Source organism: Kitasatospora sp. NPDC008115 (assembly GCF_042957205.1).
Lineage (GTDB): Bacteria > Actinomycetota > Actinomycetes > Streptomycetales > Streptomycetaceae > Kitasatospora.
Genome location: NZ_JBIBHU010000019.1, coordinates 120,994 through 133,810 on the forward strand (window position 1 = coordinate 120,994; position 12,817 = coordinate 133,810).

The 12,817-nt window shown below is 76.3% G+C and carries 15 protein-coding genes and 1 riboswitch; of the genes, 7 read left to right on the top strand and 8 right to left on the bottom strand.

Going from position 1 to position 12,817, the window contains the following annotated elements; genetic code table 11:
- Positions 1-266 precede the first annotated feature (266 nt).
- A riboswitch (M-box (ykoK) riboswitch) is annotated at positions 267-448 on the bottom strand.
- A gap of 108 nt (positions 449-556) precedes the next feature.
- Entirely contained in the window at positions 557-1,525 is a 969-nt protein-coding gene (locus ACFZBX_RS23735; RefSeq protein WP_391535791.1) for a RimK family alpha-L-glutamate ligase, read from the bottom strand.
- A gap of 193 nt (positions 1,526-1,718) precedes the next feature.
- On the opposite strand from ACFZBX_RS23735, the gene ACFZBX_RS23740 reads away from it, so the two are divergent.
- A complete protein-coding gene (locus ACFZBX_RS23740; RefSeq protein WP_391535792.1) occupies positions 1,719-3,344 on the top strand; it encodes an ABC-F family ATP-binding cassette domain-containing protein in 1,626 nt (541 codons plus the stop codon).
- A 4-nt stretch (positions 3,345-3,348) separates the two neighbouring features.
- Here ACFZBX_RS23740 and ACFZBX_RS23745 read toward each other — a convergent pair whose 3' ends face one another.
- The 3 genes from ACFZBX_RS23745 to ACFZBX_RS23755 all read right to left on the bottom strand — a co-directional run bounded on the left by ACFZBX_RS23745 (position 3,349) and on the right by ACFZBX_RS23755 (position 5,679).
- Complete coding sequence (locus ACFZBX_RS23745; RefSeq protein ID WP_391535793.1) at positions 3,349-4,107, bottom strand: class I SAM-dependent methyltransferase; 759 nt, start codon at positions 4,105-4,107, stop codon at positions 3,349-3,351.
- Positions 4,108-4,144: 37 nt separating this feature from the next.
- Positions 4,145-4,588 (bottom strand): VOC family protein, encoded by a 444-nt coding sequence (locus ACFZBX_RS23750; protein WP_391535794.1) that lies wholly within the window; start codon positions 4,586-4,588, stop codon positions 4,145-4,147.
- A gap of 431 nt (positions 4,589-5,019) precedes the next feature.
- On the bottom strand, positions 5,020-5,679 hold the full coding sequence (locus ACFZBX_RS23755; RefSeq protein ID WP_391535795.1) for a lysophospholipid acyltransferase family protein: 660 nt from the start codon (positions 5,677-5,679) through the stop codon (positions 5,020-5,022).
- Between the two features lie 338 nt (positions 5,680-6,017).
- Here ACFZBX_RS23755 and ACFZBX_RS23760 point away from each other — a divergent pair, with 338 nt between their 5' ends.
- The 4 genes from ACFZBX_RS23760 (at position 6,018) to ACFZBX_RS23775 (ending at position 8,677) form a co-directional block, all read left to right on the top strand.
- Complete coding sequence (locus tag ACFZBX_RS23760; RefSeq protein ID WP_391535796.1) at positions 6,018-7,517, top strand: bifunctional phosphatase PAP2/diacylglycerol kinase family protein; 1,500 nt, start codon at positions 6,018-6,020, stop codon at positions 7,515-7,517.
- A 125-nt stretch (positions 7,518-7,642) separates the two neighbouring features.
- Positions 7,643-8,221: a class I SAM-dependent methyltransferase gene (locus ACFZBX_RS23765; RefSeq protein ID WP_391535797.1), complete on the top strand. Its 579-nt coding sequence runs from the start codon at positions 7,643-7,645 to the stop codon at positions 8,219-8,221.
- The gene (locus ACFZBX_RS23770) at positions 8,179-8,331 is read left to right on the top strand and encodes a hypothetical protein (RefSeq protein ID WP_391535798.1); all 153 of its coding nucleotides are present in this window, start codon (positions 8,179-8,181) and stop codon (positions 8,329-8,331) included. Before ACFZBX_RS23765 ends, ACFZBX_RS23770 begins: the two co-directional genes overlap by 43 nt.
- A 139-nt stretch (positions 8,332-8,470) precedes the next feature.
- Positions 8,471-8,677, top strand: coding sequence for a hypothetical protein (locus ACFZBX_RS23775; RefSeq protein ID WP_391535799.1), 207 nt, complete (start codon positions 8,471-8,473; stop codon positions 8,675-8,677).
- Between the two features lie 89 nt (positions 8,678-8,766).
- Here ACFZBX_RS23775 and ACFZBX_RS23780 read toward each other — a convergent pair whose 3' ends face one another.
- Positions 8,767-9,315, bottom strand: a complete 549-nt coding sequence (locus ACFZBX_RS23780) for a YciI family protein (RefSeq protein WP_391535800.1) — start codon at positions 9,313-9,315, stop codon at positions 8,767-8,769.
- Between the two features lie 24 nt (positions 9,316-9,339).
- A complete protein-coding gene (locus tag ACFZBX_RS23785; RefSeq protein WP_391535801.1) occupies positions 9,340-9,663 on the bottom strand; it encodes a hypothetical protein in 324 nt (107 codons plus the stop codon).
- Between the two features lie 12 nt (positions 9,664-9,675).
- Here ACFZBX_RS23785 and ACFZBX_RS23790 point away from each other — a divergent pair, with 12 nt between their 5' ends.
- Complete coding sequence (locus tag ACFZBX_RS23790) at positions 9,676-9,828, top strand: hypothetical protein (protein ID WP_391535802.1); 153 nt, start codon at positions 9,676-9,678, stop codon at positions 9,826-9,828.
- Positions 9,829-9,885: 57 nt separating this feature from the next.
- On the opposite strand, the gene ACFZBX_RS23795 is transcribed toward ACFZBX_RS23790, so the two are convergent.
- Positions 9,886-10,998: a DUF6745 domain-containing protein gene (locus ACFZBX_RS23795; RefSeq protein ID WP_391535803.1), complete on the bottom strand. Its 1,113-nt coding sequence runs from the start codon at positions 10,996-10,998 to the stop codon at positions 9,886-9,888.
- A 124-nt stretch (positions 10,999-11,122) separates the two neighbouring features.
- Positions 11,123-11,449 carry a hypothetical protein gene (locus ACFZBX_RS23800; RefSeq protein ID WP_391535804.1) on the bottom strand — a complete coding sequence of 109 codons (327 nt, stop codon included), beginning with the start codon at positions 11,447-11,449 and terminating at the stop codon, positions 11,123-11,125.
- A gap of 358 nt (positions 11,450-11,807) precedes the next feature.
- Here ACFZBX_RS23800 and ACFZBX_RS23805 point away from each other — a divergent pair, with 358 nt between their 5' ends.
- Positions 11,808-12,761 carry an STM4015 family protein gene (locus tag ACFZBX_RS23805; RefSeq protein WP_391535805.1) on the top strand — a complete coding sequence of 318 codons (954 nt, stop codon included), beginning with the start codon at positions 11,808-11,810 and terminating at the stop codon, positions 12,759-12,761.
- Positions 12,762-12,817 lie beyond the last annotated feature (56 nt).

The window sequence follows — 12,817 nt, forward strand, 5'->3', positions numbered from 1 at the left end:
ACGGCGCCCGGGCCGTCGCGCGGCCGCGCCGGGTTCAGCGGCGGGCGGTGCGGCGGCGGGGGTCGGGAGCGGTACGGGAGGAGGGGTGCCGGGTGCCAGGAGGAGTGGGGGACGTCCTGGGGCGGGGCCGACTTCGACCCGGACTACCACTGCACTCCACTGCTCTCACCTCCTCGCCGTCGGGGCGCCCGCGCGGGGTCGCCGTAACCGGGCCACCAGGAGGCTCCACACGCCGGGCGAGCGCGCACGGGCGCCGTCACGGCGGGTGGGCACCCCTGATCTCGTCAGAGCTTTGGCACGCCACGGCGTAGCGCCCCGGTCTCCCGGGGTGCAGCCACTTGGGGTCACCCCTTAGGCCGGGGAGACCTGTCCTGACCCTGGGCGTCTCTCGACGTCGTGGGGTCAGTGGCCTGTGTCCGTGGCGACGCCTCACCGAACGAGGTGCCTTCACAACCTCCACGAGTCTAGTACCCGCTGGAGGGGCCCTTCGACCGGGGGTGGGGCGGCTTTCCGCCGCCGGGCTGGCGTTCCGGTGCCGATTACGTCCGACCCGCGGTCAACTGGCGGTCGGCTGTGGGCCGTCGCCCGCGAGGTGGGCCGCGACGTACGGCACGGCGACCGCCTCCAGCGCGCCGGGCGAGCCGTACGCCGGGTGGACGTTGACCTCGAAGACCACGCCGCCGCTCTCCGCCGCGAGGTCGACGGCGGCGAACGGCAGCCCGACCGCCCCGGTCGCGGCCACCGCGAGCTCCGCCAGCCCGGCGGGCAGCTCCGCCTGCGGGAGCGGGGTGGAGACGGCGCCGCGGGCGAGGTTGCACGGCTCGTCCGGGTCGTCCTGCACGTGTTCGACGGCCCGGATGGCCCGCCCTTCGAGCACGGTCACCCGGTACTGGTGGCGCCGGCCGTCCGCGGTGAAGTTGCGGGCGTCCTGGGCGAGCAGCCAGTCGGTGCCGGCCCGCGCGTAGCACTCGGCGGCCTCGGCGAGCAGGGCGCGGGTGGTGACGTGGAAGACGTCCTGCCCGCTCATGCCCACGGCCGGGCGGGTCCAGACATCGCCGCCGAGGCGCTCGAACACCTCGGCCGCCTCGGCGGCGGTGGGCCGGGAGACCGTGACGGTGGGCATCTGGCGGATGCCGTCGCGGGCGAAGCGCTCGACGGCGAGCCGCTTGTCGGTGGCCGTCCGCCAGCCGTCGACGGCGGTGCCGAGCGAGTGGACGCCGTGCGCGCGCAGGGCGCGCTGGCAATCGGCGAGCTCCAGGCGCCGGCCCGGCGGAATCTCGTACAGCAGCACCGTCCGGGCGCTCACGGTGAGGCCCTCGGCGGGGACCTCCAGGACGACACCGTCACCGCTGCCGCGCACCCGGCCGCCGCCCGCCGGGCCGGCCGGGCCGCCGCTCATGAAGTGCCGCGCGTCGAGCAGCACCGGCGCCCGCCCGGTGAGCCGCAGCACGGCGGTGGCCAGCGCCTCCCGGCTGCCTTCGTTCGAGCTGTGATCGGTCATCAGAACGAGCTCGCTACGTCCCATGGAAGCCATGGAACATGTCGCGGACATGCAGAATCAAGGGGTTCCCGAAAGTCCGTCCCGTGAAAAACCCGGATGCGACCGCCCGGCAACACGGGTTAACCTCGGCGCCATGTCGACGCCCCGCATCTCCTAGCTGACGGACCCGCCTCCACGCCACCCGTGTGTCCGTTCGCTGTTACGGAGCGTCATCCCCTTGATCACCACCCGTGGTGTCGACGTGCGCGTCGCCGCCCGCCTGCTGCTGTCCGACCTCACCCTCCACATCGCCCCCGGCGACCGCATCGGCCTGGTCGGCCGCAACGGCGCCGGCAAGACCACCCTGCTCGCCACCCTCGCCGGCCGGCTGCGCCCCGCCGCCGGGACCGTCACCCGCACCGGCCCGGTCGGCTACCTCGCCCAGGACTCCCGTGCCGCCGACCCGGCCGTCACCGTCACCGGGCGGATCCTGTCCGCGCGTGGTCTGGACACCGCCGTCCGGGACCTGCGCGCCGCCGAGCACGCCATGGCCACCGCCGCCACCCGCCAGGCCCACGACGAGCGTGCGCAGCGCCGGGCCATGGCCGCCTACACCCGGGCCGAGGCCGAGTTCCAGGCCCGCGGCGGCTACCCGGCGGAGGCCGAGGCCGCGCGGGTCGCGGCCGGCCTCGGCCTGCCCGGCCGGGTGCTGGACAGCCCGCTCGGCGCGCTCTCCGGCGGCCAGCGCCGCCGGGTCGAACTGGCCCGGATCCTCTTCGCCGACCACGCCACCCTGCTGCTCGACGAGCCCACCAACCACCTCGACGCGGACGCCGTCGCCTGGCTGCGCGGCTACCTGGCCGGCTACCCGGGCGGGCTGGTGCTGATCAGCCATGACGTTCCGCTGCTCGCCGGCACCGTCAACCGGGTCTTCCACCTCGACCCGCAGCGCGCCACCGTCGACGTCCACAACACCGGCTGGGACGCCTACCTGGCCCAGCGCGCGGCCGACGAGCGCCGCCGTGCCCGCGAGCGGGCCAACGCCGAACGCAAGGCCGCCGCCCTGCACGCCCAGGCCGACCGGATGCGGGCCAACGTGGCGACCGCCGTCACCGCCCGCTCGATGGCCCGCCGCGCCGACCGGATGCTCGCCGCGCTCGAACCCGTCCGCCAGGCCGAGCGCACCGCCCGCATCCGACTGCCCGAGCCGGCGCCCTGCGGCCGGATGCCGCTCGGCGCGGTCGGCCTCGCCAAGTCGTACGGCGGGCGGGCCGTGCTCGACGGGATCGACCTCGCCGTCGACCGGGGCAGCCGGCTCGTCGTGCTCGGCCCCAACGGGGCGGGCAAGACCACGCTGCTGCGGATGCTGGCCGGCCGGGAGGCCCCGGACGCCGGGCGGGTCGTGCCCGGGCCCGGACTGCGGCTCGGCTACTTCGCCCAGGAGCACGACACCCTCGATCCGGCACGCACCGTCCGCGAGAACCTCGCCGCGGCCGCCGCCGGGCTCACCGACGGCGACGTTCGGCACGTGCTCGGCGCGTTCCTGTTCCGGGGCGACGACGCCGACAAGCCGGCCGGGGTGCTGTCCGGCGGAGAGAAGACCAGGCTCGCCCTGGCCGGGCTGGTCCACTCGGGCGCCAACGTCCTGCTGCTCGACGAGCCCACCAACAACCTCGACCCGGCCTCACGGGCCGAGGTCCTGGCGGCCGTGGGCGGGTATCCGGGCGCGATCGTGCTGGTCACCCACGACCCGGGGGCGGTCGAGGCGCTGCGGCCGGACCGGGTCCTGCTGCTGCCCGGCGGCGACGAGGACCTGTGGAGCGAGGACCACCTCGGCCTGGTCGCCGACGGCGAGGTGTTCTGAGCCGTCAGGGCTTGCGCGCCTCGATGAGGAACCGGGCGGAGTGGGCGATGAACGGCCCCTCCGCCCGGATCAGGGCGTCCAGCTCGCGCAGCCGCTCCCAGTGGGCCTCGACGGTGAAGCCCGGCACCATCCAGATCACCTTGCGCAGGAACCAGACCACCGCGCCGATGTCCAGGAACTCGACCCGGAGCCGCTCGGAGCGCAGTTCGACCACGTCGAGCCCGGCGGCCCGGGCGGCGTCCGCCGCGTCCTCCGGCCGCCGGGCCCGGCGCGCCTCCGGCTGGGGCCCGAGGAAGAACTCGACCAGTTCGAACACCGAGGCCGGCCCGACGTGCTGGGCCAGGTAGCTCCCGCCGGGGCGCAGCACCCGGGCGACCTCCGCCCACCAGACCGTCACCGGGTGACGGCTGGTCACCAGGTCGAACGCGCCGTCGGCGAAGGGCAGCGGAGGCTCGTCCGGGTCCGCCACCACGACCGCGCCGAGCGGGTGGAGCAGGGCGGTCGCCCTCGCCAGGTTCGGCGGCCACGCCTCGGTGGCGGCCACCGTCCGGGGGAAGCGGTCGGCCACGCCGGCGAGCACCTCGCCGCCACCGGTCTGGACGTCGAGCGCCGCCGAGGCCAGCGACAGCCGCTGACCCAGGAGGCGCTGGTAGCCCCAGGACGGGCGCTCCTCGGTGGCCCGGCCGTCCAGCCAGGAGAAGTCCCAGCCGTCGACCGGGGCCTCGGCCGCCTCGTCCACCAGCTCCTCGAACGTGCGCTCCATGCCACCCATCCTGCCCCGTCCGCCTGCGGCCCGCGCCCTACAGCTGTGCGGCGATCAGCTCGTTGCCGTAGAGGTCCTGGAAGTGCAGCGACCGGCCCGGCCCGCCGTCCGCCACGCCGGGCCGGGTGGGCACGCCGTGCTCCGCCAGCCGGGCCGCCACCCGGTCGAGGCCGTCCGTGTGGAGCACCAGCAGCGGCATGCCGCCCGTCTGGCGCCCCACCGCCGCCCGCGCGTCCGGCGACTCCGCCGGCATCAGCCACAGCCCCGCCGTCGCCCCCGGCCCACCCGTCGGCCCACCCGACGGGCCACCCGACGGGCCGACGTGCAGCAGCCGGTAGCCGTCGAGGTCCCCGTCGAAGAGCACGGTGAAGCCGAGCACGTCCCGGTAGAAGGCGAGCGCCGCCTCGGCGTCCTCGACCAGCACCACCGTCCGCCCGACCGCCGTGAACAACCCTGCCGTCACACCCTGTTCGTCATCCATGCCGCGACGGTAGACCACCCCACCGACACCGGGCGGCGATGCCCGCGTCCCCATGGCGGGACACCGGCGAGGACAGGACCGCCCCAGCGCGTTCCCCTCCGTGATGAGGCTTCCGCGCCGGTCCCGCCCGTGGAGCGGCGACCAGCCGCACGGAGGCGACGGCACGGTGGGCCCGGGTGGTCGCCACGGTCGGCGGCGGGACCCCTGCGGCCGCGCCTTCGACGCCTCGGTGACGCGCGGATCGCGGCCGTTCTCCCGCAACAGCGTGACCCGGCTCCGTGGCGGAATCCGCCGGACGCGTGTCGGCCCACGGAAAGGGACCCCACCCGTGCCGGCCACAGCCGACACCCGGATCGAACCGGCCCGTGGCCCCGCTCCCCCTTGCCTGCCCGGCGTCACCGTCGCCTCCCGGGGACGGTCCGCGCACCGGCTCAGGCAGCCGCCACCGCCTCCCACCCGGCCCGCCGGGCGGCGACCGTCCAGGCGGCGGTGACGGCACCGTGTGCCCGGGCGGTCGCCTCAGCGGTGTCGGCCGGGAGGTGCAGCGGGGTGCCGAGGTGGACGTGGAGGGTGGGGCGGCGGACGGGGGCGGTGGCCAGGCCCGCGAATTGCTTGAGCGGACCGCCGGAGGTGATCCGGCGGGACCCGGCCTGTCCGAGCGGCACGACCGGCGCACCGGTGGCCCGCGCCAGCCTGGCCAGGCCGCTGCGGAACGGGCCGGGCGGCAGTTCCCCGGAGTCGCGACGGCGCGGCAGCCCGCCCTCGCCGTAGATCAGCACGACCCGTCCGGCCGCCAGTGCCTCGGCCGCCGCGTCGAGCGACTCCGCCGCCCGCGCGGTGCCCCGGTGGACGGCGATGTGTCCTTCCCGGCGCAGCGCCGGTCCGAGCAGCGGGATCCGCCACAGCCCGGCGGTGGCCAGGACGACCGGCCGGGCCCCGAGCCGGTTCAGGGCGGCCAGCACGACGGCGGGATCCGCGAGCGAGGTGTGGTTGGCCGCGACGATGCTGCCCGGCGCGGGGCTGCCGGTGTCGGCGGTGACGTCCAGGCGCCCGAAGGCGGGAAGGAGCAGGGTGGCGGCGCGGCTCAGCATGGCGGTGGCGTGGGTCCTCTGTGACGGTGGCGCGGGTCGGCGGGTCTGCGGGCTGCGGGTCCTGGCGGCCAGTCTGCGCGGGTCGGCCGGGCGGCGCCTGAGTATGCGTACTCAGCCGGGGGCGGGTACCGATCGGCGTTCGAAGGCGCGGCCCGAGCACGGCCGGTCGCCGAACGCGGCCGGTCGCCGATCACGGCCTGTCCCGGCGAGAGCCGACGAGGTCGGGTCCGGTGTGCGGGGAAGCGGGTGCCGCAACCGTCCTTGGAATCCCCCGCTTCTTCTGGAGGCGATGGGAGTTCGCCGCGCGGCGAACTCCCATCGCGTCTAGGCTCGTCCGGATGAGGCGACGACTGGACGTGATCGATCAGGCCCTGTTCCAGCGGATCGCCGTGGCCCGCCGCCCGTTCGGTGCCGGGTCGCGGGTCGGGCCGTGGCTGCGCGGGCTGAGCCGGGCCGCCGACCACGGGGTGCTGTGGTTCGGCGCGGCCGCCGTGCTCGGGACGGTCGGTGGGCGGGCCGGGCGGCGGGCGGCGCTGCGCGGGGTCGGTTCGCTGGCCCTGGCCTCCTCGGCGGCCAACATCGCCGCCAAGCAGCTCACCCGTCGGCCGCGCCCGCGGCTCGACCCGGTGCCGGCCGCCCGCCGGCTGCTCCGCCAGCCGATCACCACCTCCTTCCCCTCCGGTCATTCGGCCTCCGCCGCCGCCTTCGCCACGGCGGTCGCGATCGAATCGCCCGCGGCGGCGGCCGTGGTGGCACCGGTCGCGCTGGCGGTCGGGTTCTCCCGGGTCTACACCGGAGCGCACTACCCGGGTGACGTGCTGGCGGGGTTCGCGCTCGGCTCGGCGCTCGCGACGCTCACCCTCCGCTGGTGGCCCCGCTCCTCCGACGTGCCGCCGCCGGCCGCGCCGCCGCGACGGCCGGCTCCGGCGCTGCCCGAGGGGGCGGGACTGTCCGTCGTGGTCAACTCCGGCTCGGGCAGCGGCGCGCCGGCGGCCGACGGCCCCGAGGACACCGCCGCCGCACTGCGCGAGCTGCTGCCCCGGGCCGACGTGCGGATCTGCGGGCCCGGGGACGACCTGCCGGCCCTGCTCACCGAGGCCGCCGACCGGGCCGCGGCGGCCGGCGGCGCGCTCGGGGTCTGCGGGGGCGACGGCAGCGTCAACCTGGCCGCCGGGCTAGCCGTCGAGCGGGGCCTGCCGCTCGCGGTCTTCCCCGGCGGCACCCTCAACCACTTCGCGATGGACCTCGGCATCGACGGCATCGAGGCGACCGCGGCCGCCGTGACCGCCGGGCGGGCGTGCGGGGTGGACCTCGGACTGGCCGCGGACGACATCGAGCGCCGGTACTTCCTCAACACGTTCAGCCTGGGCGTCTACCCGGAACTGGTCCGGGTGCGCGAGGAGTACGAGGCCCGGCTGGGCAAGTGGCCAGCGCTCGCGGTGGCCACGGCCCGGGTCCTGGCGACCGCCGAACCGGTCACCGTCCGCGCCGGTGGACGCGACCGCCAGCTCTGGCTGCTGTTCGCCGGCAACGGCGCCTACGACCCGCCCGGCTTCGCCCCGACCCACCGTACCGGGCTCGCCGACGGCCTGCTGGACGTCCGAGTGGTCGACGGCGGACAGCCGTTCGCCCGGACCCGGCTCGCCGCCGCGTTCCTGTCCGGCACGCTCGCCAACTCCCGGGTCTACCACGCCGCCCGGATCCGGGCCCTCGACCTGGAGGCCCTGGGCGACGCCGACCGGATCGCCGTCGACGGCGAGTCCGTGCCCGCCACCGGTGCGCTCCGACTGGCCAAGTCCCGCCGGGCGCTGACCGTCTACCGGCCCGGGACGGACTGAGCCGGAGCGCCGGGAACTCCGGGGACGGGCCGGCCGCGGGTCGGTGGCGCGACCTCCCCGCCCGCCCCGGGGCGGTCGACTCCCCCACCCGCTTCCACGACCAACTGGCCGTCGGCTACCACCTGGTGTACGCCGACTGGGAGGCGAGCGTGGCCCGGCAGGGCGCGAGCCTCGACGCGCTGCTCCGCGCCCGGCTCGGCGACGCACCGGCAGACGTCCTCGACTGCGCCTGCGGCATCGGCACCCAGGCGCTCGGGCTCGCCGCCCCCGGCCACCGGGTCACCGGTACCGACCTCAGTGCGGCGGCCGTCGCCCGGGCCTCGCGGGAGGCCTCGGCGCGCGGTCCACGCCTGCCGGTCGCGGCCGCCGACATGCGCCGGTTCCCTTGCTCCGACGGGCGGTTCGACGCCGTGGTGTGCGCCGACCATGCGCTGCCGCACCTGCTCACCGCCGGGGACGTGCGCGCCGCGTTCGCCGAACTGCACCGGGTGCTGCGCCCCGGCGGCCTGCTGCTGCTCTCCGCCCGCCCGTACGACGAACTCCGGCGCAGCCGCCCGACGTCGACGGCGCCGCAGGTGTCGGCCGACGGCGAGCGGTACGACCTGAAACACTTCCGGCTCGCGCAGCGGAAGGCCCGGCGGGACGGGGACGGCGCGTGGGTGTGCGCCGTACGTCCTACTGGGCGCTCACCCAGGACCGGCTGAGCGGGTTCGCCGCCGAGGCGGGCTTCGAGGCGGCGGAGTGGCTGCCGCCCGCCGTCATCGGTTTCTTCCAGCCGCTCCTGCTCGCCAGTGTCGCTCGTCCGGCCCGGTAGCTCCGGCATGTCCCGCCACACAACGACCGACCCGGCCTGACGACACGCAGGTCCACCCTTCCGGGTGACATTCCAGCCTTTGAGGCGACAGGGGTCCCTAGGGTTCGAAGCACCGTTGGCCCACGAAGGGATAATCATCATGTACCGCACAGTCCGCACGTTCGCCGTCCTCGTCGCCGCCGTCGGCGCCGTTTCCCTGCCCACCCAGGCCTTCGCCGACGAGGTGACGGTCAACACCACGACCATCACCGTCATCGGCACCGGCAACCAGCTCGCCGGCGGCGACATCACCAACGTGGGCGGCGACGCCATCATCGGTTCGTTCGACGGCATCACCGTCAGCTGACCCCATCGCCCCACCGAACCCGCACCGCCCGCGCCCGTCCCAGGCGCGGGCGGTGCCGCGTGGGACCGGGGAAGGGCCCCGCGCGCCCGTCAGGCCCGGCCGCCGAACCGCCAGGGGTGGACCTCGACGGCGGCGTACCGGTCGGCGGTGAGGACGGCCCGGGCGGTGTGCGCGTCCGGGGCGCGGAGCAGGACGGCGGTGCCCAGCCAGGCGTCGCCGTCGTCGGAGAGGAGCGGACCGTAGGCGATCAGCTCGTCGCGTCCGGGCGGGGGCGTGAGGTCGGCGGGACGGCCGGCGCCGAGGCCGAGCACCAGGTAGCGGTCGCCGCCGGTGCGGCCGCCGGGGAACTCCGCCATGGTGCGCCCCAGGAGGTTGCGCCAGCGCCGCAGCAGGACGTCGCGGTAAACGCCGGCCTGGTAGCAGGGCTCGTCGAAGGCGAACGCACGGGCGGCGGCAGGGTCCGGCAGGTCGAGGATGTGGACGCTGCCGGTGGGATCGGCGTCGCCGTCGGCGAAGGTGGGGCCGCGGGCGATCATCTCCGCGGCGTACCCGTCCATGTAGGACCAGTGCTCCTCCCGCAGGTCGTGGCGCAGTGCCCCGGAGTGCGGCCGGTCCCGGTGGAAGACGAAGAACTCCATGCCCGGCACGGTGCCGCCCCGGGGTCAGCGTGTCGACCCGATTTCGGCGACGGCCCCGGCGCCCCGGTCCGCCCCGGCCTCCCGGGCCGTCACCTGAGCGGCGGCGCGTTCGGTGACGTCGCCCTGCCGACGGTGGACCCCGAGGACCTCGCCGGCGTGGCCGCCGCCGTCCTGCGAGCGACGGTGGCACCGCCCGGCCGGGTCCGCCGCGCACGCCGGCCGGACGTCCGGGCTGACCGGGCCGGAGCCGGTGTCGCCGCGCGAGCAGGCCGCCGCTATCGGCTCCGCGCTCGGCTCGGCGAAGCGGTGGCCTTCGTCGAGCCCGGCCGCGAGGCGGCCCGCGGCCACCTGCTGACCGTCGTGCCGGAGGGCGTCGCGGACGGCGCTCTCGACATCCTGGGCGAACCGACCGCCGCCGAACGGCAGGTCAGCCCGGACGTCGAACGGCTGCTGGGCCGCCCGGCCACGCCCTTCGCCACCTGGGCCCAGCGGAACGCCGCCGCATTCCGGTGACCGGCCCCCGGGCCGTACCGCTGCCCCGGACCGGCTGCCCGGCGGAGCACCGCCCGCTCACGTCTCGCGCTGCGGGTGGTACTCCGCCTCGGTTATGCCGAAGGTCCAAGCCACCCCGGCACGGGCGGTGAGCGTGCTGGGCGGCACCCGCAGCCAGTAGGTGCGGAAGGTGCCGTCGGGCTCGGCGGTCGAGTTGACCACCTCGACCATCACCACCGGCTCGTCCTCCGGCAGGTCGATCCGCCAGAGCACGCCGGTCTCGTCCTTGTGCACCGGGACGGCGCCGGAGTCGGCCAGGTAGCGCTCGTAGCCGTAGTGCTCCAGCAGGACGCGGCGCAGCTCGGCGTTCTCCTCGGTGCGGATCCGCTCGGCCGTGACGGCGCCGAGCCCGGCGAGGAAGTCGGCGGGCACGGGCATGCCCCGCCAGGCGTGCATGGTGAAGCCGTCGGAGTACGCCAGGGCCGGGCCCTCGGCGTGGTCGAGCCGGCCCGCCTCGTCGCGGTGCAGTTCCACCGGGCGCTCGCTGAGCAGCACGACGCCCTCGTACGGCCACCACCAGCCGGCGCCGCGCGCGACCTCGGCCAGCGCGGCGATCGCCTCGCCCTCGGCGCCGGGCGCGTCCGCCTCCGCCCCAAGCACCCCGGCCGCCTCGAAGGCGGCGAACCAGGGCGCGTCGTGCTGGCCCCGGACGGCGTCGAGCAGCGCGATCCGGGCGGCGACCCGGCGCTCGCGCGCGGCCTCGACGACGTCCTCGTCGTTCTCGGTGTCCGGCTCGGGCGCGATCCGGTCGAGGACCGCGCCGCGGATCCGGTCGGCGAGCGTGTTGGTCACCGGGCCGAGCTCACCGCCGGTGAGCGCCCACAGCGGTGCCCAGCCCGCCGCGCCGGTCCGCTCGACGGCCTGTCGGCGGACCGCGTCCCACGGCAGGGTCCGCACCGTCTCGCGCACCGTCACGGCGCCCGCCGCGCGCAGCTCCAGCGCCGCCTGCGCCGCCGCCAGCGGCGAGCCGAACCAGCGGAGGTCGGCCGGCTCGGCCAGGCCCACGGCCCGGTAGGCGGCCCGCACCGCGCGCTCGACGCCCGCCCGGTCACCCGGGCCGGTGGCCGCGGCGGCCGCCCGCCAGCGGGCCGTCGCCTCGGCGGGCCCGTCCGCCACGGGGGCCGGTGCCATCTGTCCAGTCACCATCACACTCTCCGTTCCCACCCGGGCACCCTGCCCGGCCGTACCGCGGACGCCGCGCGCCCGCCCCGATCCGTGTCCCTCGTCCGCGCGACCCGGCGCGGGCCGCCGTCCGTCAGTCCGCGACCATGCGCACCGCGCCCGGCACGTACTCGCGCTGGCGGACCACCCGGTACCAGCCCTTGGGCAGCGGGATCGCCGCGTGCTCCTCGTGCACCACCCGGCCGCCCTCCGGCAGGTGCAGCCACGCGGTACCGAACGGCCCCGACTCGCGCCGCAGCTCCCCCGGACCGACCACGGCGTGCGCGTGCCCGGTGACCTCGCCGAGCGCCAGCACCAGCCGCCCTCGCCCGTCCCTGGGCTGCGCGGCCAGCGCCCCCACCCGGACCGGCACCGCCGGCTCCTCCACCGGCACCATCAGCACATCTCCCTGACGGAACATCAGCTCTCCCTCACCGGCTCGACGCCACATCGGAATCCCACGTCACGGACCATAGGACAGGGGTCTGACAACAAGGACGCGGGCGCATCGCCGGGGGCCCGGCCCCGGGCCCGACCGGCCGGCAACCGGTCGAACACGCGGGTGCGCTCGTGGGACGGGCCGTCACACCGCTCGACGACCCGGAACCGCGGGGACGCCCGGTGCCCGGGTGACGGGCATGGGGGGTGTGCCGGGCGGGGTCGGTGGGGCGGGAGGCGGGGCCGGGACAACGCGCCCGGGGAGCGCCCCGGGCACCGGATTGTCGGTCGGGGCTGGTAGACACTTGTTCGGCCCGCACCGACCCTCCGAGGAGCAGCGCATGACGGTCAACAACCACATCGAGGAGTTCCACGGCCTTCCCGTGTTCGACTTCGTCGCCGCCCTCGACGAGGGCGCCGAGCTGCCGGAGCCGGCCGCCGCGGCCTGGAAGATCGGCATCGAGTTCGAGGCGGAGCAGGACTGGGACTCGCGCTGGCAGGAGTTCCTGGACCGCGTTGACGTCTCCCGGGTCACCGCCGTGGTCGTCGGCGAGTGGTCGCAGGACGGCCCGGACAGCTTCGCCGGACCGCTGGCCGCGATCCTCGGCGCCGCCGATCGGCTGCCCGCGCTGCGCGGCCTGTTCATCGGCGACATCACGTACGAGGAGAACGAGATCTCCTGGATCGACATGACCGACGTGACGCCGGTGCTCACCACCTTCCCCCTGCTCACCGAGCTGGTCGTGCGCGGCGCCTCCGACGAGTCGGTCGAGGGCGAGGGCGTGATGCTCCGCCCGGTGCGGCACGAGCACCTGCGGGCGCTGCGGTTCGAGTCCGGCGGCCTGCCCGCCGCGGTGCCGCAGGCGGTCGCGGCGAGCGAGCTGCCCGCGCTGGAGCGGCTGGAGTTCTGGCTCGGAGTGGAGAACTACGGCGGCACCACGCAGCTGGCCGACCTGGAACCGTTCCTGGACGGCACGCGCTTCCCCGCGCTGCGCCACCTCGGCCTGCAGAACAGCGAGATCCAGGACGAGATCGCCGCCGCCGTCGCGCACGCCCCGGTGGTGCCCCGGCTGGAGTCCCTGAACCTGTCGATGGGCGTCTTCACCGACCAGGGCGCGACGGCGCTGCTGGAGGGCCAGCCGCTCACCCACCTCAAGTCCCTCGACCTGCACCACCACTACCTCACCGACGCCATGCAGCAGCGGCTGCGCGATTCGCTGCCCGGCGTGGCGCTCGACCTCTCCGAGCCCGGCAAGCCCGACGACCGGTGGCGCTACGTCGCCGTGGCCGAGTAGCAGCCCCGCGTCGAGCGCCCCGTCACCCCGTTCGTCCAGCACCCGCTCCAGCACCG

Excerpts from the sequence above, each read along its gene's own strand:
- ACFZBX_RS23755 (WP_391535795.1), bottom strand. The coding sequence starts at position 5,679 with ATGCTGAGCCGCGCCGCCACCCTGCTCCTTCCCGCCTTCGGGCGCCTG.
- ACFZBX_RS23750 (WP_391535794.1), bottom strand. The coding sequence starts at position 4,588 with ATGGATGACGAACAGGGTGTGACGGCAGGGTTGTTCACGGCGGTCGGG.
- ACFZBX_RS23800 (WP_391535804.1), bottom strand. The coding sequence starts at position 11,449 with ATGTTCCGTCAGGGAGATGTGCTGATGGTGCCGGTGGAGGAGCCGGCG.
- ACFZBX_RS23760 (WP_391535796.1), top strand. The coding sequence starts at position 6,018 with ATGAGGCGACGACTGGACGTGATCGATCAGGCCCTGTTCCAGCGGATC.
- ACFZBX_RS23775 (WP_391535799.1), top strand. The coding sequence starts at position 8,471 with ATGTACCGCACAGTCCGCACGTTCGCCGTCCTCGTCGCCGCCGTCGGC.
- ACFZBX_RS23735 (WP_391535791.1), bottom strand. The coding sequence starts at position 1,525 with ATGGGACGTAGCGAGCTCGTTCTGATGACCGATCACAGCTCGAACGAA.
- ACFZBX_RS23745 (WP_391535793.1), bottom strand. The coding sequence starts at position 4,107 with ATGGAGCGCACGTTCGAGGAGCTGGTGGACGAGGCGGCCGAGGCCCCG.
- ACFZBX_RS23795 (WP_391535803.1), bottom strand. The coding sequence starts at position 10,998 with ATGGCACCGGCCCCCGTGGCGGACGGGCCCGCCGAGGCGACGGCCCGC.
- ACFZBX_RS23780 (WP_391535800.1), bottom strand. The coding sequence starts at position 9,315 with ATGGAGTTCTTCGTCTTCCACCGGGACCGGCCGCACTCCGGGGCACTG.
- ACFZBX_RS23805 (WP_391535805.1), top strand. The coding sequence starts at position 11,808 with ATGACGGTCAACAACCACATCGAGGAGTTCCACGGCCTTCCCGTGTTC.